Annotated in this window: 18 protein-coding genes, 3 tRNA genes and 6 pseudogenes; 13 read left to right on the top strand and 14 right to left on the bottom strand. The window is 35.7% G+C overall.

Annotated features, from left to right (window positions below):
- Positions 1–121 precede the first annotated feature (121 nt).
- On the bottom strand, positions 122–388 hold the full coding sequence (locus ACFIKU_RS07400; protein WP_375642374.1) for a hypothetical protein: 267 nt from the start codon (positions 386–388) through the stop codon (positions 122–124).
- Positions 389–1,430: 1,042 nt separating this feature from the next.
- On the opposite strand from ACFIKU_RS07400, the gene ACFIKU_RS07405 reads away from it, so the two are divergent.
- From ACFIKU_RS07405 to ilvC, 3 genes are all read left to right on the top strand, one after another.
- Positions 1,431–2,552, top strand: a complete 1,122-nt coding sequence (locus tag ACFIKU_RS07405) for an ATP-dependent RecD-like DNA helicase (protein ID WP_375642375.1) — start codon at positions 1,431–1,433, stop codon at positions 2,550–2,552.
- 84 nt (positions 2,553–2,636) lie between these two features.
- On the top strand, positions 2,637–3,371 hold the full coding sequence (locus tag ACFIKU_RS07410) for a pyridoxine 5'-phosphate synthase (RefSeq protein WP_375642376.1): 735 nt from the start codon (positions 2,637–2,639) through the stop codon (positions 3,369–3,371).
- A 1,245-nt stretch (positions 3,372–4,616) separates the two neighbouring features.
- Positions 4,617–5,636: a ketol-acid reductoisomerase gene (gene ilvC / locus ACFIKU_RS07415; RefSeq protein ID WP_375642377.1), complete on the top strand. Its 1,020-nt coding sequence runs from the start codon at positions 4,617–4,619 to the stop codon at positions 5,634–5,636.
- A gap of 113 nt (positions 5,637–5,749) precedes the next feature.
- Here ilvC and ACFIKU_RS07420 read toward each other — a convergent pair whose 3' ends face one another.
- The 4 genes from ACFIKU_RS07420 to ACFIKU_RS07435 form a co-directional block, all read right to left on the bottom strand.
- Positions 5,750–7,141: an amino acid permease gene (locus ACFIKU_RS07420; protein WP_375657123.1), complete on the bottom strand. Its 1,392-nt coding sequence runs from the start codon at positions 7,139–7,141 to the stop codon at positions 5,750–5,752.
- Between the two features lie 986 nt (positions 7,142–8,127).
- The gene (locus tag ACFIKU_RS07425) at positions 8,128–9,528 is read right to left on the bottom strand and encodes an amino acid permease (protein WP_375657124.1); all 1,401 of its coding nucleotides are present in this window, start codon (positions 9,526–9,528) and stop codon (positions 8,128–8,130) included.
- A gap of 764 nt (positions 9,529–10,292) precedes the next feature.
- Complete coding sequence (locus tag ACFIKU_RS07430; protein WP_375657125.1) at positions 10,293–10,697, bottom strand: LysE family translocator; 405 nt, start codon at positions 10,695–10,697, stop codon at positions 10,293–10,295.
- A gap of 243 nt (positions 10,698–10,940) precedes the next feature.
- Entirely contained in the window at positions 10,941–11,549 is a 609-nt protein-coding gene (locus ACFIKU_RS07435) for a fumarylacetoacetate hydrolase family protein (RefSeq protein ID WP_375642381.1), read from the bottom strand.
- Between the two features lie 442 nt (positions 11,550–11,991).
- On the opposite strand from ACFIKU_RS07435, the pseudogene ACFIKU_RS07440 reads away from it, so the two are divergent.
- Positions 11,992–13,103: pseudogene (locus tag ACFIKU_RS07440) on the top strand (DEAD/DEAH box helicase family protein); the annotation flags it as partial.
- Here the strand turns inward: ACFIKU_RS07440 and ACFIKU_RS07445 are convergent.
- The gene (locus ACFIKU_RS07445) at positions 13,061–13,186 is read right to left on the bottom strand and encodes a hypothetical protein (protein ID WP_375657137.1); all 126 of its coding nucleotides are present in this window, start codon (positions 13,184–13,186) and stop codon (positions 13,061–13,063) included. The pseudogene ACFIKU_RS07440 and the gene ACFIKU_RS07445 overlap by 43 nt on opposite strands.
- Before the next feature lie 10 nt (positions 13,187–13,196).
- Positions 13,197–13,649: a single-stranded DNA-binding protein gene (gene ssb, locus ACFIKU_RS07450; protein ID WP_375657126.1), complete on the bottom strand. Its 453-nt coding sequence runs from the start codon at positions 13,647–13,649 to the stop codon at positions 13,197–13,199.
- 193 nt (positions 13,650–13,842) lie between these two features.
- On the opposite strand from ssb, the pseudogene ACFIKU_RS07455 reads away from it, so the two are divergent.
- A pseudogene (locus tag ACFIKU_RS07455) lies at positions 13,843–14,142 on the top strand (BrnT family toxin).
- Positions 14,120–14,424: pseudogene (locus tag ACFIKU_RS07460) on the top strand (BrnA antitoxin family protein). The pseudogenes ACFIKU_RS07455 and ACFIKU_RS07460 overlap by 23 nt, the downstream one beginning before the upstream one ends.
- Before the next feature lie 130 nt (positions 14,425–14,554).
- Here the strand turns inward: ACFIKU_RS07460 and ACFIKU_RS07465 are convergent.
- The 6 genes and pseudogenes from ACFIKU_RS07465 to ACFIKU_RS07490 all read right to left on the bottom strand — a co-directional run bounded on the left by ACFIKU_RS07465 (position 14,555) and on the right by ACFIKU_RS07490 (position 18,231).
- A pseudogene (locus tag ACFIKU_RS07465) lies at positions 14,555–15,069 on the bottom strand (hypothetical protein).
- Positions 15,056–15,406: pseudogene (locus ACFIKU_RS07470) on the bottom strand (hypothetical protein). The pseudogenes ACFIKU_RS07465 and ACFIKU_RS07470 overlap by 14 nt, the downstream one beginning before the upstream one ends.
- A 278-nt stretch (positions 15,407–15,684) precedes the next feature.
- The gene (locus ACFIKU_RS07475) at positions 15,685–15,951 is read right to left on the bottom strand and encodes a hypothetical protein (protein ID WP_375657127.1); all 267 of its coding nucleotides are present in this window, start codon (positions 15,949–15,951) and stop codon (positions 15,685–15,687) included.
- A 147-nt stretch (positions 15,952–16,098) separates the two neighbouring features.
- Positions 16,099–16,236: a hypothetical protein gene (locus ACFIKU_RS07480; protein WP_375657128.1), complete on the bottom strand. Its 138-nt coding sequence runs from the start codon at positions 16,234–16,236 to the stop codon at positions 16,099–16,101.
- A gap of 3 nt (positions 16,237–16,239) precedes the next feature.
- Positions 16,240–17,020 (bottom strand): annotated as a pseudogene (locus ACFIKU_RS07485) (DUF1376 domain-containing protein); the annotation flags it as partial.
- Positions 17,021–18,145: 1,125 nt separating this feature from the next.
- Positions 18,146–18,231 (bottom strand) — tRNA-Leu (locus tag ACFIKU_RS07490).
- Between the two features lie 147 nt (positions 18,232–18,378).
- Here ACFIKU_RS07490 and ilvA point away from each other — a divergent pair.
- The 3 genes from ilvA (at position 18,379) to ACFIKU_RS07505 (ending at position 21,895) form a co-directional block, all read left to right on the top strand.
- Positions 18,379–19,656, top strand: coding sequence for a threonine ammonia-lyase IlvA (ilvA, locus tag ACFIKU_RS07495; RefSeq protein WP_375642386.1), 1,278 nt, complete (start codon positions 18,379–18,381; stop codon positions 19,654–19,656).
- Positions 19,657–19,691: 35 nt separating this feature from the next.
- Positions 19,692–20,222, top strand: coding sequence for a hypothetical protein (locus ACFIKU_RS07500; protein WP_375642400.1), 531 nt, complete (start codon positions 19,692–19,694; stop codon positions 20,220–20,222).
- A gap of 290 nt (positions 20,223–20,512) precedes the next feature.
- Complete coding sequence (locus ACFIKU_RS07505; RefSeq protein WP_375657129.1) at positions 20,513–21,895, top strand: DEAD/DEAH box helicase; 1,383 nt, start codon at positions 20,513–20,515, stop codon at positions 21,893–21,895.
- 1,221 nt (positions 21,896–23,116) lie between these two features.
- Here ACFIKU_RS07505 and ACFIKU_RS07510 read toward each other — a convergent pair.
- Positions 23,117–23,191 (bottom strand) — tRNA-Asn (locus ACFIKU_RS07510).
- A gap of 185 nt (positions 23,192–23,376) precedes the next feature.
- Between ACFIKU_RS07510 and ACFIKU_RS07515 the strand changes: the two genes are divergently transcribed.
- The 4 genes from ACFIKU_RS07515 to ACFIKU_RS07530 all read left to right on the top strand — a co-directional run bounded on the left by ACFIKU_RS07515 (position 23,377) and on the right by ACFIKU_RS07530 (position 26,521).
- A tRNA-Cys gene (locus ACFIKU_RS07515) sits at positions 23,377–23,450 on the top strand.
- 220 nt (positions 23,451–23,670) lie between these two features.
- Positions 23,671–24,345, top strand: coding sequence for a protein-L-isoaspartate O-methyltransferase (locus ACFIKU_RS07520; protein ID WP_375657130.1), 675 nt, complete (start codon positions 23,671–23,673; stop codon positions 24,343–24,345).
- A gap of 108 nt (positions 24,346–24,453) precedes the next feature.
- A complete protein-coding gene (locus ACFIKU_RS07525; protein WP_375642389.1) occupies positions 24,454–25,704 on the top strand; it encodes a TolC family outer membrane protein in 1,251 nt (416 codons plus the stop codon).
- A gap of 250 nt (positions 25,705–25,954) precedes the next feature.
- The gene (locus tag ACFIKU_RS07530) at positions 25,955–26,521 is read left to right on the top strand and encodes a DUF2497 domain-containing protein (protein ID WP_375642390.1); all 567 of its coding nucleotides are present in this window, start codon (positions 25,955–25,957) and stop codon (positions 26,519–26,521) included.
- Positions 26,522–26,647 lie beyond the last annotated feature (126 nt).

Raw genomic sequence — 26,647 nt, forward strand, 5'->3', positions numbered from 1 at the left:
TAGCAGACTTCAAAGAAACATTAGAAACATTGTGCGAAGCGTGCTTTATAGAGAAATGTTAGAAAATCCTATTCCCTCACTTTTATTTACGTATCCCGTACTTTAAAAAAGATTATAAAGATCAATTGATTATATAGATCAAAATAAAGTTTGTTACTCCTGTTTGGCAGATTAATTTTAAATTTGGTAGTTTCAGGAGAAGATTTCTATCAACTATAGTCCGCTCTCTGATTAAGATAAGAATATCTATCTCTTTGAGCTTATCTTCTAAATCACATTCTTTAGCTAAATTATTGATAACCAGCACTTCATGCGATTTCATTAATTTTGTAATAGACTGTAATGTTAGGGTGGCTTTTTGATAGTCATCTGGAATTAATATTTTCAATTTAAACCTCCCGTTTCATTCATCAATATTTGAGCTCATTATTTCATTTCTAAAACAACCAAAAAGCAATCTTACTGCTGATATTTTGACATAACGCTAAGCCTATTAACAAATTATACCTCTTGATTTCATTGTTATTTTTAGCAATAAGAATGGTATTAATCAGTTCGTTTTTATAAACTTTAACACATTGCGACAAAAAGAAACAGTTTGACGCAATAGATGAAGAATTGCGCTTTTCTCATATTCTAGAGGACGGATTTGAAGTGCTATGCTGGACTGAAATCCATGTTCCAGTTTCTTATAATAAACTACCAAGAAGGCCATACTTACGAATCATATTTTATTGTCGAAACAGAAAAAGCTCCATATTTGTGCGAGAGAAAGCGTGCTTCATATAAGTGTGGTGTCTCTCTATTATTCGTTAAGATATAACTTATTTGTAGCATAAAGAGTAAATTTATTAAAATCATGATAAGAGAGAGATAGGAACTTTATAGGAGTATCATCATAGGATTAAGTCGTTTTGTTGAGAGCTATTTCTATTTCTGCCAAAAGGTTTTTGATATATTTAATTATTATTTCGTAATAGTGGATATACTTTATTTTTATGTGCAAGAAAGCTGATTGATTGTGTAAAATAGTATTCATAAAATTACATCATTCTTATCCTGTTAAGGACATTTTTTCTAGCGAGGGTTTTGCAATTGCAATGCTCTTTTTCTCATTCTAAATTTTGCTTAGAAAAAGCGTATATAGGTGTTATTTTAAATTTAAGATATGCATATTCCATTGTTGGTGTTACTGTTGTAAAAGATGATATTTTATCTGATAAGTATAAGGTGTTACAAAGAAGATCGATGTATAGATAAAATTTAGATTGTTACAATATCTTGAAAAAGCAATGGGTAAATAATTGATAATTGTGCTACGAAAGTTGTTAGGTGGGCGTGTGTCAGCAATTCTTAATAAAAAAGTTTTTCTTGATAGTCGTTTTTTTCAAAATATTGCTCTTTTTATGCAAATTTTATGTTGGTAAGTTATGCAGTTTTCACCGGAACAGGATAGTGCATTGAAGGCTGTTGCCGCGTGGTTGAAGGAAGGGCGTTCTCCGCTTTTCCGTCTCTTTGGCTATGCGGGGACAGGAAAGACAACACTTGCCCGTCATTTTGCTGAAACAGTTGATGGTTCTGTTCAGTTTGCTGCGTTTACGGGCAAAGCAGCGCAGGTTTTACGCTCTAAAGGTGCAAGCAATGCTTGTACTATTCATTCGTTGATTTATTGTCCACGTGGAGAAGAAGAAGTTTCCGATGAAATAACAGGAAAGAAGTCTATTGCTCCAACATTTACATTAAATCGAAGAAGTGCGGCTGCACAAGCTAAACTCATTATTGTCGATGAATGTTCAATGGTAGATGAAAAATTGGCGCGTGATTTAATGAGCTTTCGGACGCCAATTCTTGTTCTGGGTGATCCAGGTCAATTGCCTCCTATATCAGGTGGAGGATTTTTTTCCAATGGAGAACCAGATTTTCTTCTTTCAGAAATTCATCGGCAAGCGCGAGATAATCCGATTATACGTCTTGCTATGGATGTGCGTGAAGGACGCGATATTGCTTATGGTGATTATGGAGAAGCGCGCGTTGTTACACGTAAAGAGGTCAATCAACAATTGGTTTTAGATGCTGATCAGGTATTGGTAGGGGTTAATCGTACGCGCTATCTTTATAATCAGCGTTTGCGTGTGTTGAAAGGATTTACAGCAGATTATCCACAAGCAGGAGACAAGCTGGTGTGTTTGCGAAATGATCCTACTAAAGGTTTGTTGAATGGCTCTTTATGGAAGGTTATGACTTCACAGAAAGAGACTGTTAAACCAAGTATTAATCTTCTTGTAAAACCAGAAGAAGGTGAGCGTGGGGTAGCAAAGATTAAACTGTTAAAAGCAGCGTTTGAAAACCCTGATCAAGAAATTTCATGGCAATTAAAAAAGCGATATGATGATTTTGATTATGGGTATGCATTAACTGTTCATAAAGCGCAAGGTTCTCAATGGAATAACGTTGTTTTGTTTGATGAAAGTTTTGCATTTCGTGATATGTATGCGCGTTGGCTTTATACGGGAATTACGCGCGCAGCAGAACGTTTAATGATTGTTCGATAGAAGAAATATGTATATCATCTAAGTTTCAGATGGAAAATGCCTTTTTTCTATCTTGTTACACACTATAAAAAAATGGAAATGGGCATGGCGGTAAAACTTTCGGTTAATCTTAATGCTGTTGCTGTTTTGCGTAATCGACGTAATCTTCCGTGGCCAAGTATCACGAATATTGGGCATATAGCGCTTGCTGCTGGAGCAGCAGGTTTGACGGTTCATCCACGCCCTGATGAAAGGCATATTCGTTTTTCGGATTTGCCAGATATATACTCTGTAATCAAGAACAATTTTCCTACAGCTGAGTTTAATATTGAAGGTTATCCCAGTGATCAATTTTTGGATATAGCAGAAAAGTATGCTGATCAGATTACCCTTGTTCCGGATGATCCAGATCAGTCAACGTCTGATCATGGTTGGAATTTTGCTCATGATGCAGAGTTTTTAACACCTATTATTCAGCATTTGAAAAAAAGAAAGATTCGTGTATCACTTTTTGCTAATCCTACTAGCGATGGTCTTGATATTGCTAAAGCAATAGGGGCTGATCGTGTGGAATTTTATACTGGGCCTTACGGTGGTGCATTTCAGGACAAAACAACACAAATTCAAGAGCTCAATAAACTTGTTTTAGCGGCAAAAAAAGCCAAAGAGGTGCAATTAGGTATCAATGCAGGTCATGATTTGACGATTGCTAATCTTCCTGCTCTTGTCAAAAATATTCCTTGGCTTGATGAAGTTTCTATTGGCCATGGGCTCATTGCTGATGCATTAGAGTATGGAATGCATGAGACTGTTCAGCGTTTTATCCGGTTATTATCGTAATCTTTTTTTCTCTATAAATTGCAAGAGAAGTTTTTATAAAGCTTTGCCAGTTTATCTTAAAAAATAATATATGTTTAGATAAATAGCACTATTAGCGTGCATTATAAATATTCTATTGTTGCTCTGTTTATTGGGCACTTTCTATCTTTTGTTTTTGAGTGTATGCGATGCTTTTTACTTGTACCAGTCTATTGTAAGGAAGTTTTAAAATCTTGCTACTATAATTTCTTTGAAGGGAGAAGAAATAGGGTTTTGAAAGTATTTTCCTTGTAAAGGAGTGCGTAGAGTTTTAATGGATCAATACACAAATTTTCTTGATGTTTGAGCTCATTTTACGGATTATCTGTAAATAGTATAACGTAAAATCTTCATGGATGATATGAAATCTATTGCTATCATCCTTTTATTTGCTCATTTAATGTTGTGGCAGCTTTTACAGTGAGATAATTTATAAGAAATATTTTTATCTATGTGCAATGCTGATTTTGTCATATAAGGTTTTTGATGATTTCATCATGAACAGATTTAAAGTCAGAAAATGCTTTTTATGAATAGGTTTAATGCAATAAGAGCTGTCAAATAGAATGATGATATCGACTTGTAGCTTTATGAAGTGAAGAGAGTAATGTGTAATAAACCTCAGACTATTATAGGGGATTCTTGAAAAAGGGCTCGAGCACATTAAAGTTTTTTATAAGGTGCCGTAAATGAATAATATAATGGCAGTATGGGGGTATTCTTTTTCGCGTGAGAGGCGTGGATATTAAAGAACGTAAAAAGTAAAAAAACTCCTCTCTATTATTCTAAAGACATTGTTGTATATGATTTTGAAGGTTGTATTAAAACAATACTTGTTATTTTGTAATTTTTCTTGCTATCCATATTGATTTGGTTCATGTTAAAAATTGTATATTGTATCTTAATTTTTAGAATATAGTGTTTTGTTGCACGATAGAAGAGTAGAATATTAGTAGATATATTTTCTTTAGAAATCTTGTTTTGTGTAATTAGATTTTTTGTAAAACGGCAGTTGAAGTTTATTTGGGGATCTGTATATGTTTTGGGAATGTTTGGGGACTACAGTTTTTTCTATGCAATATGTAAACTTTAAAATCATTCAATTGCTGTGTTCTTATAAGAGGTGTTTTTTGCCTTTATAAGTGTGTGATGCCCTGAAGATAATGTTTCTTATTGAATAAAAATAATCTGAAATCCAGTTTAAATAGAGAAAGAAGGAAATTTCTTATGCGTGTTTATTATGATCGTGATGCGGATGTTAATCTCATTAAAGGGAAAAAAGTAGCCATTGTTGGTTATGGTTCTCAAGGGCGTGCGCACGCTTTAAATTTGAAAGATTCCGGTGTTAAAAATGTGCAAATAGCTTTACGTTCAGGGTCGGAGACAGTTAAGAAGGCTATGGCCGATGGTTTTGAAGTGGTGAGTGTTGCTGAAGCGGCAAAATGGGCAGATCTCATCATGATGGCAACACCAGATGAATTGCAAGCTGATATTTATAAGGAACATATTCATGATCATTTACGCGATGGGGCAGCGATTGCTTTTGCGCATGGTTTGAGCATTCATTTCGGCTTGATTGAACCTAAAAAAAACGTTGATATTGTGATGATTGCTCCTAAAGGTCCAGGGCATACAGTTCGTCATGAATACCAACGAGGTTGTGGTGTTCCTTGCTTAATAGCGGTGGCGCAAGATGCTTCAGGGCATGCACATAATGTAGCATTATCTTATGCATGTGGACTTGGTGGTGGACGTGCTGGGGTGATTGAAACAACATTTAAGGAAGAGTGCGAAACTGATCTTTTCGGTGAACAAGCGGTTCTCTGTGGAGGTCTTGTTGAACTGATTCGAGCAGGTTATGAAACATTGACACAAGCAGGTTATGCACCGGAAATGGCTTATTTTGAGTGTTTACATGAAGTTAAACTGATTGTTGATCTTATGTATGAAGGTGGCATTGCAAATATGAATTATTCGATTTCCAATACGGCTGAATGGGGTGAATATATGTCTGGTCCACGCGTGATTACGGATGAAACCAGAGCAGAAATGAAACGTATTTTGAAGGATATTCAGACGGGTAAATTTACGTCAAATTGGATTCAAGAGTATAAAGCTGGTGCTGCTCATTTTAAAAGTATGCGGCGTTTAAATGATAATCATCCTATTGAAGAAGTTGGTAAAAAACTTCGTTCTATGATGCCTTGGATAAAATCTAACGCTTTGGTTGATAAAGAGCGTAATTGAAGATTCTACAGAGATATTTTATCAATAGCTTTTATAATTTGATAGATAAATATAAAAAAGGGTAACTAAAGTTACCCTTTTTTATATGTTTTTTGCAACATAAGCTTTATTTTTTAATTTTTTGCATAATTCTTTTTCCCAAAAAGAAAGTATACAATTCCTAAAAATATGAACCACGCTGGAGTGTATTTTAAAGCTATGGCAGTATCAGCTTCTAATGACAATAAATAAATAATGAATGCAAAGAAAACAAGAAGCGCCCAACACATAACAACACCTCCTGGCATTTTATAAGGAGAGACAGTATGCTGGAGAGGACGATTGCGGCGATAGACGATATAGCTGATCAAAATGATAGACCATACAAATATAAACAAAGTTGCGGCAATTGTTGTAACAATTGTAAAAGCAGCTATGAGTGTTTGAGATAATGATACAATTACATAGCCAAATAAGATGCATAAACATGAAAAGAATAATGCGTTGGCTGGAACGTGGTTACGAGAAAGTTTTCCTAAAAACTTAGGAGCGCCTTTTTGTGTTGCTAGCCCATATATCATACGGCTGGTAGAAAAAATTCCACTATTTGCTGAAGATGCGGCAGCTGTGAGGACAACAAAGTTCATCAAACCTGCAGCAGTTGGAATACCAATAAGTGCATACATTGTTACAAATGGGCTTTTTTCTGGACTGATTTGATCCCACGGCGTCACAGACATAATCACAAGAAGAGAGAATATATAAAAGAATACAATGCGGATTGGTATTGAATTAACAGCCTGTGGTAAAGCTTTTTGAGGCTCTTTTACTTCAGCAGCAGCTGTTCCAGCGAGTTCAATGCCAACAAAAGCAAAAATAACAATTTGAAATCCAGCAAAAAAGCCTGTAATTCCTCGCGGAAAAATATTTCCACCGTTCCATATATGGCTAAGAGAAGCAACCGTACCGTTTGGAGAGACAAAACCGGTAAAGATCATATAAAATCCTACAACAATTAAGACTAGAATTGCTACGATTTTGATAAAACCAAACCAAAACTCAAGTTCGCCAAATAGTTTTACGGCGACGAGGTTAAGAATTAAAAAGGACATAAGACCAAATATAACAGGAATCCACGGATTGAGTTCAGGCCACCAAAAGTGTGTATAAGTGACAATAGCAATAATTTCAGCAGTTCCAGTGACAATCCAACACAACCAATATGTCCAGCCGATAAAGAAGCCGGCACACGGCCCTAAAAGATCGGTTGAGAAGTCAATAAAAGATCGATATTGTGTATTAGAAAGCAATAATTCTCCCATAGCACGCATGACAAAGTATAGAGCACAACCAATAATTGCATAAACGAGTAGAATTGAGGGTCCTGCGACACTGATTGTTTTTCCTGATCCCATGAAGAGACCTGTTCCAATCGCTCCACCAAGGGCTATAAGTTGTATGTGTCGGTTATGTAGGCTACGTTGCAATTTCTTCTTAGGTTTTTTTTCTAAATTTTGTTTGTTCATTTTGGGGAAGTTCTCCTTAGTTATTTTTAAATAAAAATTACCCTAAAAAAGGTAATTCCTTCTATCGGAACACGTTATGGTTAAGGAGTAAAGGAATTTTTTTCTATGACTATATGTTAATGAAGCAAAAACATTATTAATTAACGGAATAATTATTTTATATACAAGAAACAAAATATAAATTATAACTATATTTTTTAATTTTTCATATCTTGTACATAAGTTATAATAATAATATAATATAAATTATATTATTATTTGTTATATTTAAATAATAATTTATATTTATGTATACTTATTTATAGTAAATTATTGTATAAATACCTTTATATTTAAAATTATTTATTAAATAGATATTTATTTATACAGAAAATTATAAATAAAATTGTAAATTTATTAAATATAAATATTTATATATAAATTAAATAAGTTTAAGTAGTTAAAATATATTTGAAATTTACTTTTAAATATTTCTATTTGAAATTTATTTCAAATAGAAAAATATTTTCATAGAATATTTTTTTATTGCAGGTGGCTATTAAGATATATTTTGTTTAGAGCTGTATTTTTAATTTTGATAAAAAATTGAATATAAATTTTTTGAGGGGAGGGAGTTTTAGATAAAATCTCATGTTTTATTAGTAAATAATGTCAGTGAAGTTTACAGAGAATTCTTTACAGAATAGCTCGTTTCTTATCCTATTATGCAGTAAAATACTGTTGTTTAGAGTAGTGATATAAAGCATATAACATTTTACACATTAAGTATTTTTAGAATGTGTGGTGAGTATTCAGGGCAGGGCTAGCCCACAGAGCCTTATGTAGGTGAACCATATAAATGGTCAGCAACATTCCCCCTTAATAAGCCGGATTGTTCACAAACCGAGGCTGATAGGAAACATCGTTTGTTGATGTGTGGGGAGGAGGTTAAGTAGAAAAAGGGTAACTAAAATTACCCTTTTTTGAGATGTTTTTATGTATAGACTTTATTTGTTACCTTGAGTCATTTTTTTCTTTACAAATGCAAAATAGGTTATGCCTAAGCAAATAAACCAGAATATACCGTATTTTAAAGCTGTTAGGGTGTCTTCTTCTAATGTTAACAAATAGAGCATGAAAGCAAAGAAAACTAAAATTATCCCACACACGATAACTCCTCCTGGCATTTTGTAGACGGATTCAGCATGCAAATGAGGGTGATTGCGACGATACACAATATAGCTAACCAAAATTACAGACCATACGAATAAAAATGCAATAGCTGAGATGCTTGTCACAATTGTGAAGGCACTTATGAGACTTGGAGAGAGTGAGGCAATTGTATATCCTATTAAAATACATAAGCAGGAAAAGAATAGAGCATTGGCTGGAACATGGTATTTGGAAAGCTTACCTAAAATTGGAGGAGCCCCTTTTTGTGTTGCAAGCCCGTATATCATACGGCTAGTCGAAAAAATTCCACTATTTGCTGAAGAGGCAGCCGAGGTGAGAACGACAAAGTTTACCAAACCTGCAGCTATCGGAATACCAGCAAGCCAAAACATCGAAACAAAGGGGCTTTTATCTGGAACAATTTGATCCCAAGGTGTGACTGACATAATCACGATGAGAGAGAAGATGTAAAAGAGTACAATGCGTACTGGTATTGCATTAATTGCTTTTGGTAGAACTTTTTTAGGATTTTTAACTTCAGCTGCAGTTGTTCCTGCAATTTCTATACCAACAAAAGAAAAAATGGCAATTTGAAATCCAGCAAAAAAACCTGTCATTCCTCGCGGAAAGATATTTCCATCGTTCCATACGTGATTGAGAGAAGCAACAGTACCATTGGGAGAAGTAAAGCCCGTAGCAATCATATAAAAACCAACAACAATTAATGCTAAAATTGCTACGACTTTGATAAGACCAAACCAAAATTCAAGTTCACCAAACAGTTTTACGGCAAAGAGATTAAAAATTAAAAAGAAACCAATGCAAGAAAAAACGGCAATCCATGGATTAAGCGTTGGCCACCAAAAGTGCATATAAGTGATGATGGCAATAATATCTGCAGCTCCAGTTACAACCCAGCTCAACCAATAGCTCCAGCCTACAAAGAAAGCGATTCCCGGTCCTAGCATATCGGTTGAAAAATCAATAAGGGACCGGTATTGTGTATTAGAAAGCAATAATTCTCCCATAGCACGCATGACAAAGTATAGGGCACATCCAATAATAGCATAAACGAGTACAATGGAAGGGCCTGCTACACTAATTGTTTTTCCTGATCCCATGAAGAGTCCTGTTCCAATAGCTCCACCGAGGGCTATAAGTTGTACGTGACGGTTATCTAGGCCACGTTGTAGTTTCATCTGAGGACCGTCTTTTAAATTTTGTTTATAGCTCATTTTTTGGGGGTTCCCTTTAATTATTTTGAGATTAAATTACACTAAAAAATGCATTATTCTGTATCGAAGCATGATATAAATGAGGTGTAAAGGAAAAAAACGTTTTTTATGATTTTATGTGGATAAAGAAAAGAATATGGTTTTGAAAAAAGAGAATGTTTTCCTTTTAAAGAACGTAACAGATATTTGAATAGGGAGCTTTTTATTGTTATTAATAACAAATCAATGGTTCATTAAAAGACTTGGTGGCTTTTAAAATGATTTCAGAAAGTTGTCAGAAGTCTTTATAATTTTCTGAAATTTATTATTTACAATCAGTGCATTATTTGGTGTCATTCATAATGGTGAGAGTTTTAATTTTTGCTCAAATAGCGCTCGAGAGTTCTCATCTTAGTTTAAGAAACAGTTTTTAGTGATAAACAATTGAAATGATTTTTTTGTTTGTATGATGCTATCATAAATCAAAAAGTTACTTTTGTTTCATAAACGAAAAGAGGAATATCATAGCTCATTTCTTTTAAAATGATGAATAAGGATTTTGTTTAGATATTGATAACATTTTATAAAACATTGCGAGAAATTCACATTGTTTACACAAAAGTCCTTGAGACTATGATAAAGAAATGCAGCGTAACTCAGTTATACAAAGAAAAAAGAACAGGGGTTTGTATAAGCTCTGTTAGGGGTTGAGCTATTCATAGTAAGAGACAGAATCAGTAAAAGATTTTTCTATTAGCCTTGCAATTTGTTATCAAAAGATGAAACTATCCAAAGAAAATGAAAAAAGAGAACAGAGATAAAACTGTTCCTGTCGCGATATTAATCGAGCCTTTTACCCGCTGCTTTTTTAAAGCGGTACTGGCAAATGATATAAAAATGGTTATTAAAGTAAACCATGCAAAGATGTTGAAAGAATGTATTGTGACAAGTTCAAAACCTTTTTTAATGCTACCACCAGAAGCTAAGAATTTTGGAAAAGCTGCTATGTAAAATATAGATACTTTTGGGTTTAGTATTTGTGTTAAAAAACCGTCCATATAGCTGGTGAACAGCTTTGTTTTACCGACGGCATGCTTTTCATTCATTGATATTCTTTCTTTTGAATTTAAGCTATGTATCCCAGCTTTAATCGATTTAAAGCCCATATATAATAAATAGCAGCTTCCCATGAGTTTTACTAAAAAAACAGCGTTTTGTTATTGAGAATGAGCGCTGATACACTTAGGTATGGAAAATCTCCCATGCACATATGTTGCGGTACACAATCCTAAAATATTCGTAAATGCGTTCTTTCGTTCCAATCTCGTTGCATTATCGATGATAGAGGCCATATTCGGCCTCGGTAAGATGACTAAAATTAAGTGAGATGACTAAAAAAAATGAAACAATGAAAAAGGCCAGTATTTGATGATTCATTTTACTTTTAGCTCTGAAAGTAATTGATCTTCGAGATATAATTCTATTCTGTCAAACTGAGAAAGTTTGCTCACGCCTTGTGGAGTGCCTGTGTATATGATATCACCACGCCTTAGCTGAATGTAGTGACTCAAAAATGATATTATCTTCTCGAAGCTAAAGATCATATTTTTCGTATTGCCAACTTGCCTTGTTTCACCATTTAGCTTCATTGCAAAGGTTATTGGGCTGTTTATTTTTTCCTTTTTTATGAAATCTGAAACGTATGCGGCACCTTTAAATCCTTTAGATAAAAGCCAAGGAAGCTTTTTTTCTTTCAGTTTTGTTTGCAAATCCCGCGCTGTGAGATCAAGACCTATTGCTACAGCATCATAGCATTCTTCTGCTTCTACCTCTGTGACCATGAAAGCGTTCTTTGAGATTTTGAGCACAATTTCAGTTTCAAAATGGATTTCTTTTGAAAAATTAGGGAGATAAATTTCATTGCCTAAAACGAGTGAACTTTTGGGCTTGCTAAAGATAATGGGTTCATCTTCAATAACATTGCCTAGTTCATGAACATGTTCAACATAATTGCGTCCAACACAGTAAATGTCATTTATCATAGGAGCCCTCCAAATTTTTCATTTTCTCTTTGTATAGGCAAGAGAGAACTTTGCAAACAACATTTTTTCTTATATCGCGTTGTGTGTTTTCTGAAAAAGAAGCATTGTGTGGGGTGATGACTAACCATGATGACAGCTCTTCGCATTGGCTCTCTTTTGAAGAGTGCCCAATTTTACAGTCTTTGAGATTATTTTAATTTTGATTGCCAATTTCCTGAAATTATTTTATTACTTAAAGAGTGGTTTTGGTCGTCTACGCAGCGATCAGTAGGGTCTGAAAGCCCTAAAGTTCGATCATAAATGAGCCCACTTTGTGGGTGTATCGGAATTATAGGATATCTTTCTATGTCTAGGTGCGATGAGCACTAAAAGCAAAAAAGCTGACTCGAACTCAATACTTTCAGGCTTCCGGAATACTAATGCGAGGGCGCTCGCACCTGCACAAGTTCCCTTGTGTTTCTTTGCTGTATATTCTGATACATAAGTTGGCAAGCGTCGTAAAACACAAGATGATGATGAGGCTGGTCTGGATGCATCTGATTTTGCCTTACCAGCTCCAGCTGATGCTTAAAAGCTTTGAGAAAAAGAAAATGAAGTCTTAGCAAATGCAATGACCGTGGTGTTTTCAACTTATTATTCCATCCAAGTGATTTCAGATGCGCAAAAAAAGTATGATTTACCCGAATTTGATCTGTTTATCTGTGATGAAGCCCATAGAACCACTGGCGCGTCATTAGGGATAGACGAAAATGAATTTGAATTTATCAAGGTTCATAATAACAGCATTATGCGAGGTAAAAGACGTCTGTACATGACAGCAACCACAAAGATCTTTACGGATAAATGCCAAAAACAAGCCAATGAGATCAATGTCGTTTTGACATTCATGGATGATGAAGAACTCTATGGAAAAGAGCTCTATACCTATACTTTCTTTAAAGGCGTTAAGAATGAACTTTTAGCTCTCTATAAGATTATTATTCTGGGTGTTGATGAAGAGGAAGTCAGCCAATTCATGAAACATCTGATAACAGATGAGAATTATGAACTTATTCTTGATGGTAAAACCAAGATCATAGGCTGTTATCAAGCCCTTGCTAAAATAGATCTGAAGGTTGATTTGAGGATGACCCAAATCTTATGCGTCGGGCTTTAGCTTTTTGTAAAGATATCAATACGTTTAAGCATATCCGTGATAAGTTCAATTCTAAAGAAATACAGAAAGAATTGTATGATCTTCATAAGGTCCATAAAGATACGCCGTCTCTTCACTGTACTTTTGATCATATTGATGGAATACAAAGGCCAAAGAACGTAATAAAGCCCTTGATTGACTTAAGGAAGATGCGGGAGAGAATGTCTGCCGTGTTTTAACCAATGTAAGATATCTGTCTGAGGGGGGATGTTCTTGCTTTTGATGCCATCATGTTTTTACATCTCCGTAAAAGTCATGTGGATGTGATACAGGAGGTGGGGCGTATCATACGTTGTGCAAAAGGAAAAAAGAGAGGTTATATCATTTTACCCGTTGGGGTACCTGCCGGTGTTTTTGCTCTTGAGATGCGTCCGTTTGCTTTTCTGATACATCCTTTAATCCGAGGACGTCCACGTTTTGTACGTTTTTTTCTCTTTGTCATATTTTATCAATTAGAATGGGATAGCATCATTAAGAGATGTGCTATGACTAGCTGCACCTGAAGCGATAGCATAACTTCGGAAAGTGATGGGTGAAGGGGTAGGGGGTGATGATTGATCTTTCTTGACATCAAGCAAATATAATTCGCATTTGAATTGTGGTAAAACAATTTCTGTTGTACAATATCCACCACCGTTTTTATCTTGCCATTTGCGTGCCTGTAATTTGCCTTCTACGTAAACCTTTGGACCTTTGTTCAAGTATTGAAGTGCAATTTTTGCTAAATGTGGATTAAAAATCACCACTGAATGCCATTCAGTTTTCTCTACTTTTTGATGAGTATTTTTATCTGTATAGCTCTCAGAAGTCGCTATACTAAAATTGACTATTTCTGCTCCAGAATTCATTGTTTTGCTTTCGGGATCAGCACCTAAACGCCCGATTAACATCACTTTATTTAGCATGTTTTTCTTACCTTAAATTTGTATTTTAATACATACAAAATCTTAGCATGATTTGCTTATTTATTCAATTATTTCAAAAGGATATTATTGTTTTTTAACATATAAAATTATATTTAATATGCAAAAAAACATAAATAGTTCAGTGTTCATTTAAAACTCTTTATATACATACATAAATGTATTAACATAAGATATGAACATAAGATTTGAATGGGATGAAACTAAAGCAAAAAGTAATCTTTGAAAGCACCGTGTCAGTTTTGAAATTGCTGCTCGTGTTTTTGCAGACCCATTCGCCATGGTTAAGCAAGACTGTATTGAAAACGGGGAATATCGTTGGCAAACTTTAGGGCTTGTAGATGGTTTTTTACTGCTGCTCGTAGCGCATACTGTCCATGATGATAAAGATGGTATCGAAGTAATCCGTATTATTTCAGCGCGGCGATCTAATTTGAAAGAAAGGAAACGTTATGAAGAAGAAAGTTCTTTATGAAATTGATGTAGGTAACTTATCACCGTTGATAGATAAACAGAGAGTTGAAGTTGATAAACTGGCTGCAATGCCGGATAGTGCAATTGATCATAGTGATATTCCGTCACTCAATGATGCATTCTGGAAAAACGCCGTTCGCAATCCATTCTATAAACCAACCAAAACTGTCACAACAGTACGTGTGGATTCAGACGTTTTAGCGTGGCTAAAAGTCAAGGGAAAGGATATCAAACGCGGATTAACGCCATTTTACGTGACGCCATGCTTCGTTCAATGCGTTGACCTCTTTCCTGCTACAAAGAGTATCAAACAGCCCACAATAGTTTTTTATCTTCTTATTGATTTTATCTATGAACGTTGAGAAGAGACAACGCCATTTAATCTGAACAGTTTTATAAAATCGGAAAATTTACTATGGCTTTTTAATGGAGCACTGTAGTGTGTAAATAGATATATTTATTAAACTGCGTGTACGTAACATAAGGAACAATACACAGACTAAAAAAGAATACCAAAGAGCAATATCTGAGTACCAAAGTACAGGACCCAATGAAAAAGAAAGCGTATACTCCAAGTACTTAGAAATAATAGGCACAGAAACAGTTTCTTTATAACCACTTGGGAAAATTAAAACGACAAGCGCTAAAATTATTATATTTAAAAGTCTGTGCATATACTGTTGTAAATCACGTGTTAGTTTCACCCAACCCGTTGTATTTCCGCATTTGTATTTTGGGTTGCTTTGCAATTCAAGAGGAATATTAGAATTGCATAAAATTACAAAAACAGTTGTGACTATTACCAAAGAAACAGACGCGAATGTCAAAATACTCTGAATAAAGTCAAGATTTTTTTAATTCCTAAAAAACATAAAAATATAAAAGTTATAATACCAAACAAGGCTCTTAGCTGTTTATCTGTAAACATATTTATTTCCTGTGGTTTTCGATAATTTTTTGATCTCTTTATTGATCTCATCTATAAGAGGTTCGTAATTGAGAATGCTTTTCGGAATAGCACCCCCATAAATCTAAGCTTTCACTTGCGCTTTGGTACTAAAATCTGCCTTCTTAGGTGTTTTGTAATACTGACCGCCATCAAACTTTTCACATTCTCTTGTGCCGTCTTCATATTCGTAGAGGTTGTACAAATACTCCTCTGCTCCATCCCCCCCCCAAGGAACATAACCAACAGCTGTTGCAACAAACCTCTTTCCCATGGGCTGTTTACGGTTTTTTAAGAATAGATGTTTTAAAATGAACATACTTTAATCCTAATTTTACAAATTTGTCTATTTGCTTCAAATTTGACCGTACAGAGCGTTTTATATTATAGATTTTTTATCATAAAATCTATAAATCGCCCTTTACGGTATCTTTTTACCGATTTAAATATATATCTAATCCCAAAGAGCTCAGCAATTTTACTAGTTTGCTAATCTGCAGTGTTTTTCACTGTTCCTCCAAGACCATTTAAAATCCCTTCAAGTTTTTGCTTTTCAACCAACGTGAGTGGCCTTGAATTCTCTCTCATCGCCTTTTTTTAGCCTTTTTCACGGATGTTCAAAACAGCCTTGCGTACAAGATTGGCTTTCGTCAAAAGACTGTTTTCCAAATCACGACATAATCTTACTAATTCACGAGTGCTTGGAAAAAACGTATCCGATAAACCTTCTACCTCATCGCATAAAATCCGTTTAACCGTTTTCATCAGTGACCATGTAGAAACACTTTCCAAAACCATTCCATAGGTAAGCGCCATACCTTCATGAGCTGCCTGTTGCGAAATTTTCAAACTATACGAAAGCATCCAAATTGCCTTGGCTATGTCCTCTTTGCTCGCTTTCACTTAAAACAATTCGTGAAGTTGATCACAAGCATCTAAGACAATCGCTTCTTGCTGTTGTGTCAATGCCTACCACTCTTCAAAGCCAAAGGAAACTCCGGAGCTATCATCTTATGAATGTGTTTCAAAGTGACCTCGATACCCGATATCAAGGATGCTGTCTGAGATGGGTTCATCAACGTTTTTTTTGTCTTTGAGAGTGATTTCCATAGTTTTTTCTTTCTCAAAATCCTCGACAGCTTTTTGCACCTAATTGCGCCATGTCGCTTTCCAATCCGTTTTGCATGTATCCGTTCCTGTTCTGGCTTTCCAATAATCTCGAAACTTTGCGATTTCGACTTTGACACGCTTTGGAGTAAGCCTTCTTCGATTGCAAAATCGTAGTCGGGTTCAAAATCCTCAGGCAATCGACAACCGCGATTAGCTTTCGCTTGTTTTGCTTTTTGGGGAACGTTCTCTTGCTCGTGAATGGGAGGTTGGTTTTCTACACCCGTTGCGATTTGCTCTGGTTGGCTTTTGCAAGCATGAACCTCTGCTGGTTCGTCAACCAAATCGTTTGATTCTAAACTTTCAGAACCAATTTCTTTTTTTTTGCTAATACGATAGTATTAGTTTTTTATATATATCTATATTCTTATTCTTTATAGCTTGATTTTGCTTAGCGGTTGTTTCAGCAAAAAAACGTTTTGTTTGTGCACCTTTTTTGCCATCTTCACTACAACTTGCGATATGTGCTCTTTTTTATCAGTAAAATCTTTTAGCTCTTCTTCAACGCGTGTATTCTACAAACCATTAGCTGTCTCAACAAGTTTATCATTCCTCATTAAGTATTTGACAAGAGTAGCAAACTTTTTGCGAGCAATTGCAAGTACAGTACGTGCAAGCGTTCCAAATTCTTCTTTAATTTGTGCTTTTTATCGTATATGCGAACGAGAAGCGTCATATAAGCGTCCCTTTGCTCCAATGTCATTCCATCTGTCCCATTGATCCAGTCATACAGATGAAATCTTATCCACGGTATTGCATTAGACATGCGCGTCTCTTTCTTTAAATATAAAATTGCTAAAGCATTTGCTTCGTTGTCGTCTTTAGGTGTATGCTCTTTTGCACACCGTCTTAATCATCCTTTCTTGTGAGACATTGCCTTTATCTGTTGTTACCTTCATTTTTGTACGCCATTGCTGAAAACGCAAATAGCGCATACCATTGCCTTTAGAGCGACAGGATTCAAAATTGACAGTGCCACTTGTTATACTGCTGTCTACACGAGAAATCGCCCAGCCTGTTTTGGTGCCCCCCCTAGATCAAGACAGAGAATGGTTTGTGCATTGATGATTGTATTTTTCCCATTAAAGGGCTGTTGCGTATTTATATGTGCGCTATGACAGAGCGTGTTGTGATTGCCTGTCTTGAAAAAATGTTTGTGAGAAAGTACTTGAAACTACTTTTTGGCCAAATTTTTAACGGCTATTCGAGGAAAAATAATCTTAGAAGCAGTTAATCTTCGAATTGACGCTTCTTGTTTTTGAATTACGTCTTTTTATGCACACATTATTTCAGCTTCTTCATCTATTATATTATCTTTTTCATCTATCTCTTTTCTGAGCCGTTGTGTCGTTTACAAGAGTCGTGAAGAGTATAAACCAACCCCAAATTAGCAATAAAACAAATAACAACTGCTCCTACTAAACTCAGATCTATTTCCATATTTCACTTACTTTTCTTCATATTATCTTAATCCTGTTAAGAGTGTGAAGGTGCTTCTGGTGTCGGAGAAATCTTAGGATTGATGATGAGGCGTTTGTTAGATGCAAATGACCTTGAAGAAGAACTTAAAAAGTATAAATCAGTTACAACAGAAGCTAAGCGAATTTTACCAAGCCCTGTTGTGAAAGTTGCTTAACGTTAGAGATATGACTCATTTCTTCATCCTCAAGGATGAGGAGATCGAGATTGACTGCCTCTCCACCCTAAAAGACGAAGAGGAGGTCAACGTGCTAAAAAGGTACCTCAAACAGCAGCAATGATTCGTATTTTAGCATCATCGCGGTGCCGTCTGATGGCGTTATAATAAAGTTGCGAAAGGTAGTTTAGAAGGTATTTTGATTTTTGTTGATTTTTAATAAATCATTGGAAAATAAGGTAAATTAAGATATACTGGTGCGGACGGCGGGACTTGAACCCGCAAGGTCTTCGACCGGCAGATTTTAAGTCTGCTATGTTTACCGTTTTCATCACGTCCGCGATGTGATTTCTCTCATAAGCTATATCTTTTATTGAATCAAGAATTAATGACAAAAGAAACATTTTTCATTTTTTTAGTGAAATTTTGACTGACAATAGTTTCCTTTATCGATAGAAAAAGCTTTTATAATGTAAATAAAGTATGAAATGATTAGTGTTATGAGTCAATTTATTCAAGACGTCACAAAAGCTATGGTGGGATTGCATCACGTGTTTGCTGAAACTCCACTTCAAAGAAATGATTTTCTTAGTCAAAAGTATGATGCAGAAATTTATTTAAAGCGTGAAGATTTAACACCGGTGCGGTCTTATAAGATTCGTGGTGCTTTCAATTTTGTTTCAGAAATGCTTAGCAGTATATCACCAGATTCTGCATTTGTTTGCGCTTCAGCGGGGAATCATGCGCAAGGGGTTTCTTTTGTTTGTCGTTATTTTAAACGTAAAGGCGTGATTTTTATGCCTATGACAACGCCACAACAAAAAATTGAAAAAACACGTATTTTTGGTAAAGAATTCATTGATATTCGTTTGATTGGTGAAACATTTGATCAATGTTATGAAGCTGCGCAATCCTTTGTCGTGGAGAGCGGTGGTGTAATGGCTCCACCTTTCGATGATATTCGCATTATTACGGGGCAGGCAACGGTGCTCTGTGAAGCTGCTTTACAGTGGAAAAAACTCAATGGAGAAAGTGAGCCAGATTTAATGATTGTGCCGGTAGGGGGTGGTGGTTTGGCAAGTGGAGTGAGTAAGTTTTTACATGAATATGGTTGGAAGACAAAGCTTCGTTTCGTTGAGCCGCGAAGAGCTGCAAGTTTGCTTGCTTGTTTGGAGAGTGGAAAACGCGTCAAGCTTGAAAGTATCGACACTTTTGTAGATGGTGCTGCTGTGGCTGAAATTGGTGCACTAAACTATGCAATTTTAAAGAAGTTTCCTCCTGATTCTGTCATTACGGTTCCTGAAAATCGTGTTTGTTCTACGATGGTTGAAATGCTTAATGTTGAAGGTGTGGTCCTTGAACCGGCTGGTGCTTTATCGATTGATGCGCTTAACAGTATACCTCCTCAAGAGTTAAAGGGGAAAAAAATTCTTCTCGTTATTTCAGGAGGTAATTTTGATTTTGAGCGTTTGCCAGAAATTAAAGAGCGTGCTTTACGTTTCCAAGGATTGAGAAAATATTTTATTTTTAGTTTTCCGCAACATCCTGGTGCATTGCGTCATTTTCTTTCCACATTATCACCAGATGATGATATCGTACGTTTTGAATATTTTAAAAAATCAGCGAGAAACTTTGGTTCTGTATTGGTTGCGATTGAAACAAAAAAATACGGTAATTTTTGTCTTTTAGAGGAAAAATTTCAAACGTTAGGTTGGCGTTATCGTGATATTACTGATGATCAAACGTTATTTGATTTCGTTATTTGAGAAACTGAAATTTTACTAAAACAAGAAGTATAATGATGAAACCTATTTTTTATTTAGTGCTAAGTCTATTTTTATTTTTGATTGTTAATCAACAGAGTTTAGCATCTCAGCCGACAATAATACAAAAAGCTGAACTTTCAAGAGTCGTTGTTGATGTCAATAATGCTATAAAAAATAGGGATTTTACGCCTATTTCTCATTATATGCCTGAGCGGCTTTATAAAGAGATGGCACATCGATTGAATACAACAGAGAGTGCTTTACGTAGTGATTTTCTTCAACAGTTGCATAGGAAATTTGAGGGTTTGCCTTCTGGTGCTTATTATTTAGATAAAGAAAATATAGAGTATTTACAAACTGATAACGGTACTTTGTATGCTTTAATTCCAACAGTTCTTGAGATGAAGGATCGCATCATTCGATATAAAACGTTGGCGATTTTTGATAAAACTCAATGGTATTTAATTTATGGCGGTCAAAAAACTTTACAAAATCCAGTTTTTCTCGAGATTTATCCTGATTTTATCAAGGTACATTTACCGATGGACACAATCATCAAAAAGTAAACGATCTAAATATTGTTTTTATTCATGATAAATGTATTTCGTAAAGTTCTTGCTTTTTTATCATAATCCAAGGATAATGAGGATGAAGGCATTTAGGCTGGTTTGTTGGCTTTTTGTAAAGTGAAGTTTATACGCCTTTATCTTGGTTTCAAGGTGCTCGTGAGTTGCGCAAGCCGCTTGTTAAGCGTTGCTTCATTTAAAATGTCAGGGATTTCTCTTGCGCGGATTCTTGAGTGGACAGTTCAGCTGGTTACTTGTTTTGAGTTCTTCAGCTGAGGAGAGATTTTATTTTGCCTATAAAAGAAGAAAATGTTTTTACAAAGTTAGGTTTGCCTACTCTTTTGATTAAAAATTTACTCATTGCTGGAATGAGTAAACCTAAACCTATACAAGAACAAGCTATTCCAGTGATGTTGAAAGGACACGATATTTTAGGTGTTGCTCAGACAGGCTCTGGAAAAACCTTGGCATTTGGTTTACCTATTTTAAGTCAGATTTTGGCTTTGGGTGATAAACGCTGTCCTAAAACTGCACGCGCTTTGATTTTAGCTCCAACGCGTGAACTTGCTGTTCAGATTGATGAAACGATTCGCACTGTGGCAAAAGGAGCACATCTTTCAACATGTCTTGTTTTTGGGGGGGTATCACGTTTAAAACAAATTAAACGTATGGAAGCAGGTGTGGATGTTTTGATAGCGACTCCAGGGCGTTTGAGAGATCTTGTTCGTGAAAAGTGTGTTGATCTTTCCCAATCTCGTTTTTTGATTTTGGATGAAGCAGATCGTATGTTGGATATGGGGTTTATTCATGATGTTAAGCAAATTGCAAAGCTTTTGCATCAAGAGCGTCAGACAGCACTCTTTTCTGCAACAATGCCCAGGGAAATTGCTGTTCTTGCAAAATGTTTACTCAATGATCCGGTTAAAATTGAAGTTGTTCCTCAAGGTACTACGGCTGTAGAGATTTGCCAAAAATTATATTGTGTTCCTACGAATGAAAAAAAGAATGTTTTAAGTAAACTTTTGACAAATCCAGCTTTTGATTCGGTTATTGTTTTTACTCGAACTAAACATGGGGCAGATGCTGTCACACGTAGTTTAGAAAAGATAGGATATTTAGTCGCAACAATTCATGGAAATAAATCACAAGGTGCTCGCCAGTCTGCTTTAAAAGCTTTTCGTGAAAGATCTGTGCAGATCCTAGTGGCAACAGATATTGCTGCACGAGGCATTGATATACCAGGGATAAGTCACGTTATTAATTACGACTTACCAGATGAAGCTGAAAGTTATGTACATCGTATTGGTCGTACAGGACGTAATGGTGCATCTGGTGTAGCACTTACACTTTTTGATGATAAGATAGAAAGGTCCCGGTTGCGTGCTATAGAGCGCTTGATTCGTATGAAATTGGTGGCTGAGTCTGTTCCAGAACAATTTGCAGCGTTTCCAGAAAAGCCAATTGTGCGAGAAAGTAGAGAAAAAGAAAACGATAAGGAACACCGTTTTAAAAAATCTAAACGTCAAAAACAGTTTTTAGGTCGAAAAGATGATGCCGCGCAGCTGCAGCGGAAGAATTCTTCACCTCAAAATGAGAGGCATAAAAAAGCAAAAGCGGTGGCAAAGCGTGCAAAGCCTTTTCGGTTTCGAAAATCAGTTAAGAAGGCTGCTTAGATAAAGTCTTGAAAAAAGATCATGTACTAGAGATTTTTTACTTTTGCTGATTTATTCTCAATTGAAAAGAGCTATAAAATACTCTTGTCAAAGTAAGAAGATCCTTCAGAGGTTTTCATTTTTTAGAAATGAAAACTTCTAGCTGTTTGGATTTTAAAAATCTTAAAAAAAGAAATCATTATTGTAGAGGCAATTTTTTCATTTTGAAGCTATTTATGCGGATCAATTAAAAGTATTCATTTGCACGTTGTATGTGAAATTATCGTATAGATAAACACTTGAGAAATAAATAAAATGATTTTTATCAACTCTTTCAAAGGCAAGGGGGATTGCTAAGATTGAGAGTCGGAAAATAGTATGATGGCATGGCTTTTATTATAAAATAAAGATGGAGCTGCTCAATCGATTTCATTTTATACCATTTACGGGAGGCATTGTGAAAGAGGCTTGGGGGATTTAAGAGATATCTCTTTAAAAAAGCGCGTGGTTGCATAATACAATAGCGAGAATGTCATGATTTCTGAAGGCTTTCTCAGGATTCTTAACAATTTACGCTCGTTATCTTGGTTTTTACTGTAAAACACTATTATTTTTGGGGGGGTATAAAGCCTATAAGACTTTATGTATTAAATGTTTTATGACAGTGTGATGAAATATCCAAGGAAGGTTGTTTGTAAAGCGTTGAAATGGTTAGCAGGAGGAACAATCTGTTAGATAAGACGCCGGAATGTTTAAAGACTTGTTTGATGTTTTTTGCTTTTAGGATGGGGAGGAGGTTATGTGGGGTGTATGGAGATAATATATGCCTTGATTGTTGTTTCTTCTATTTTTCAAAATGATTGCTACATGAGCAGTTTTTTTTAAGTTTAATTGTTTTCTGGAATACATATAATTTTTTCCTTGGAAAAAAATATATGAGATCTTTTCATTGCTGATGGGGCTTAATAATTCATCTCTGATGAAAAAAATCGTAATTTATAATGTGCAAATAATTGCAGTGCTCTCTTATAGAGGCGCGGTAGTTTAAAAAAGTAATCTTATTTATGCTATTTAAAATGAATCAATTTTTTGCGTTCATTGCAAAAAATACATCCCGTAGGGTATTGCGTTTCTACTTTATTGCAAAAAGCAAAAATCCTATTCCATCACTTTTATTAACGAATCCCTCACTTAAAAAAACAGATAGAAAATCAATAAGTTATTTGTGATAGAAAAGAAAAGTGGCTCCCCGGGCCGGATTCGAACCAGCGACCAACCGGTTAACAGCCGGTTGCTCTACCGCTGAGCTACCGGGGAACGGTGCCCAATCATCTAGTTGAAAAGGCTATAGCAAAGCAATACTGATTTGCAAAGGATAAAATTACTTTTTTTAAAAAAAATATGATAAATTGTGTAATAAGAGGAAAAAAGGTGAGAGAAGACTTCTATACCTTGACGGATGCGTTGCCTTCCCTTATTGAACACTTTATGTTTGTTGACGAGGCCTCGTGGCGGAATGGTTACGCAGAGGACTGCAAATCCTTGTATCCCGGTTCGATTCCGGGCGAGGCCTCCAGCCGATTTTAAACGAAACGGCTTTTAGGGGAGATGAGGTATAGGAAAATAGATTATTTCCCTCTATTCTTGTGAAGACACTTTTGTATGAGAGATTATACAGTTAAAATCTAATTATTGACTGTAGCATCCCTTTTTCTAACACCCATAGTTTAAGAGATCTTCGTCCCTTATTGTCGTTGTTTTGTTTGTTTTTTGTAGGTTAGGAGAAAATATTCGTTATGGTTGCAGATTTTGCTGAGCTTCGTCGCAAAATGGTTGACAATCAAATTCGTACAGTCGATGTAACGGATTTATCAGTTCTTGAAGCCTTTTTAACGGTATTTCGTGAAGATTTTGTATCGGAAGATATGAAAGTGTTAAGTTATCTTGATACCGATATTGTTCTATGTTCAGCGCAAGATGGGGTTCCTGCACGCTATTTGATGAAACCTGCATCTCTAGCGAAATTACTACAGCTTGCCGCTGTAAAATCATCAGATGTTGTTTTAGATATTGGTGCAAATAGTGGTTATTGTGCAGCGTTGCTTGCAAAACTTGCAGGGTCTGTTATTGCTTTAGAAAGTAATAAATCTCTTTTTGAATGTGCTCTTGAAGCTTTAGAACGTAATCAATGTGATAATGTGGTTGTCGTTCATGGTCCATTAGAGCAAGGATATGCCGTTGAGGGACCTTATGATGTGATTTTCATTGAGGGATCTGTTGATTTTATTCCACAAGGTATCTTTGATCAAATGAAAGATTGTGGACGTCTTGTTGTGGTTGAAGGGTATGGAAATGCTGCTGTTGCACAAATCTATATAAAAGAAGATGGAATCATTTCGGCACGTCGTGCTTTTAACCTCGCTGTAAAGCCTCTTCCTTGCTTTTTAAAAACACCTAGTTTTGTATTTTAGTGCTTGTTTGTTTTGAGAATAAAAGATAGTTTCGTAATTTATTTGGGGTTTGTTATTGTGTGTATTGTGTTTAGAATAAACAAGAAGTTTCAGGCGTGTTTATTACTGGTGTTGAGTATTTTACTATCAGAGACTGTTTATGCTGAAACATTGATGGATGCTTTTTCTAAGGCTTATAAACATAATGCTAAGTTGAATAGTGAACGTGCAGCTGTGCGTATATCCAGTGATGATGTTGTCATTGCGCGATCAGGGCTATTGCCACAAGTTGAAGGGGTTGGGAACTATGGGCGGAATAAGTCTTTCACGGGTCCTTATGTCACTTCTGGATCTATAGGCGTGAGATTAAATCAAAGGTTATTTGATGGTTTTATCACGCAAAATATCTTTTCTTCAGCTCAAATTAAGTTGCAGGCTCAGCGTGAATATCTTCGTAATGTTGAACAAAATACATTTCTAGAGACAGTGACCGCTTATGCTAATGTCTATCACGCACGTCGTGTTGCCGATCTTCGGAGAGAAAATTTGGCAGCTCTTGAGGAACAAGTTCGCTCCAATAAAGCAAAATTTGATGTGGGTGAAGGAGGGCATGTTGATCTTGCTCAAGCTCAAGCTGCACGTTCTGTGGCGGTTTCCGAGCTGAGTCTTGCTCGTGCTGATGTAAAAGCAGCAGAGGCAGTGTATCGACAAGTTATTGGTTCTGATCCTGAAAAGTTAAAACGCCCACCCGTAGCCAAAGATTTTCCCGTCAATCTTGATATGGCTTACCAAATGAGCGTTGTGATGCACCCAGCAATCCTTTATGCTAAATATTTAGTCGATGCGAGTGTTTACAATGTAAAGGCAAAAGAAGGAGCATTGCTCCCTAAAGTTGATTTTTCTGCAACAGCATCTTACAATCGAATCTACAGCGGTGCTGGAGAGGATGGCGTTTCTAAATCAATAGGATTGTCAGTAAGTGTTCCAATCTTTGAAGGAGGGCGTACGTCTGCGCAAATTCGCCAATCAAGGGAACAGCTTGGACAGGCGCAGCTTCAACTCGATTTGGCGCATAGTGATACGAGGCAAGCACTTACTTCTGCTTGGTTTCAGTTGGAGGGCGCACGTTCATCTGTTGTTGCTTACCGTGAAAGTGTTCGTGCTGCTGAAATTGCTCTGAAAGGTCGTGTTCAAGAAAATCGCGTAGGGCAAGCAACGACGTTGGATGTTTTAAATTCTCGTACTCAGTTGATTAATGCTCAGATTGCGCTTGCAATGGCAGAGCGTAATGCTGTTGTGGCGAGCTATAGTGTTCAATCTTCTATTGGTAAATTGACTGCAAGTTATTTAGGTTTAAAAACAATTAAATATATCCGATAATACATAAAAGTATCTCTTTGAATCTTAAATTATTTTAGTTTTTAAAAGATTAGTAAATTAACAGTTGAATATGTTGAAAAATATTGCGGCGAGATGTTATTTTTATAAAGTGTAGAAAACTGTGTGTAGCGCCCTCTTTATGACAAGCATATTTGAAAATATCGTGGGAGGCATGTTGATCTTATAATTCTTTTGCATACACTGAAAATATGATTCTATTTGTTGTTGCGTCTTTGAGAGGTTGTAAAGTATGGTACAGAGTTCAAGCGTGTTACGTGAGCCAAGTATGGATGAAATTTTAACATCTATTCGTGAAATAATCGAAGAAAATGCGGTTCAATCTGATCACTTTTTAAATGAAGATGTTGCAGTGAATGCTTCGGAAGGTCGTTCAGAAGTTGTATCAGAGGGTATTTATGATACAACCTTATCGGTTGATGATGCTATGAAAGCTTTAGCTGATCGTATTGGTCTTTCTTCTGAAAATCAAGGAGGGAAGATAAAGCAAGAGAAAGAGGATATAGAGGCAGAAAATAATACAGTTGGTATGGATATGCAAAAGATGAAGCTTTCTTCTGAAGAACGGAATTCTGTATATAAAGCAAAAGAATATGAAGATGAGATAAGGAAATCACAGTCAGAAGCTGGAGAGGATGGTCATGTGGAATTGTCTGCATATTGTATTTCTTCTGCAGAAAAGATTGCGAAGGATGTATTGCGTCCGGCTATAGCAGAATGGTTACAGTCTAAATTGCCTAATTTACTAGAAGATATTTTACGTGAAGAGATTGTGAAGGCGATTAAAAAGTCATCTTAATTATTTTTTTACATTATTTTTATGTTTTTCATTTTATTGGGATTTTGTTTGCGATTTTGCGAGCTCTTTAGTGAATGGCTGAAATTCACGGGTTTTTGATCGGGATGTGATCGTATATTGTGTTTT

It is taken from the genome of Bartonella sp. CM120XJJH (genome assembly GCF_042194715.1).
Classification (GTDB): domain Bacteria; phylum Pseudomonadota; class Alphaproteobacteria; order Rhizobiales; family Rhizobiaceae; genus Bartonella.

Coding starts and splice junctions, on each gene's coding strand:
- ACFIKU_RS07405 (WP_375642375.1), top strand. CDS start 1,431: ATGCAGTTTTCACCGGAACAGGATAGTGCATTGAAGGCTGTTGCCGCG.
- ACFIKU_RS07410 (WP_375642376.1), top strand. CDS start 2,637: ATGGCGGTAAAACTTTCGGTTAATCTTAATGCTGTTGCTGTTTTGCGT.
- ilvC (WP_375642377.1), top strand. CDS start 4,617: ATGCGTGTTTATTATGATCGTGATGCGGATGTTAATCTCATTAAAGGG.
- ACFIKU_RS07420 (WP_375657123.1), bottom strand. CDS start 7,141: ATGAACAAACAAAATTTAGAAAAAAAACCTAAGAAGAAATTGCAACGT.
- ACFIKU_RS07425 (WP_375657124.1), bottom strand. CDS start 9,528: ATGAGCTATAAACAAAATTTAAAAGACGGTCCTCAGATGAAACTACAA.
- ACFIKU_RS07430 (WP_375657125.1), bottom strand. CDS start 10,697: ATGGGAAGCTGCTATTTATTATATATGGGCTTTAAATCGATTAAAGCT.
- ACFIKU_RS07435 (WP_375642381.1), bottom strand. CDS start 11,549: ATGATAAATGACATTTACTGTGTTGGACGCAATTATGTTGAACATGTT.
- ACFIKU_RS07445 (WP_375657137.1), bottom strand. CDS start 13,186: ATGACAAAGAGAAAAAAACGTACAAAACGTGGACGTCCTCGGATTAAA.
- ssb (WP_375657126.1), bottom strand. CDS start 13,649: ATGCTAAATAAAGTGATGTTAATCGGGCGTTTAGGTGCTGATCCCGAA.
- ACFIKU_RS07475 (WP_375657127.1), bottom strand. CDS start 15,951: ATGCTTTCGTATAGTTTGAAAATTTCGCAACAGGCAGCTCATGAAGGT.
- ilvA (WP_375642386.1), top strand. CDS start 18,379: ATGATTAGTGTTATGAGTCAATTTATTCAAGACGTCACAAAAGCTATG.
- ACFIKU_RS07500 (WP_375642400.1), top strand. CDS start 19,692: ATGAAACCTATTTTTTATTTAGTGCTAAGTCTATTTTTATTTTTGATT.
- ACFIKU_RS07520 (WP_375657130.1), top strand. CDS start 23,671: ATGGTTGCAGATTTTGCTGAGCTTCGTCGCAAAATGGTTGACAATCAA.
- ACFIKU_RS07530 (WP_375642390.1), top strand. CDS start 25,955: ATGGTACAGAGTTCAAGCGTGTTACGTGAGCCAAGTATGGATGAAATT.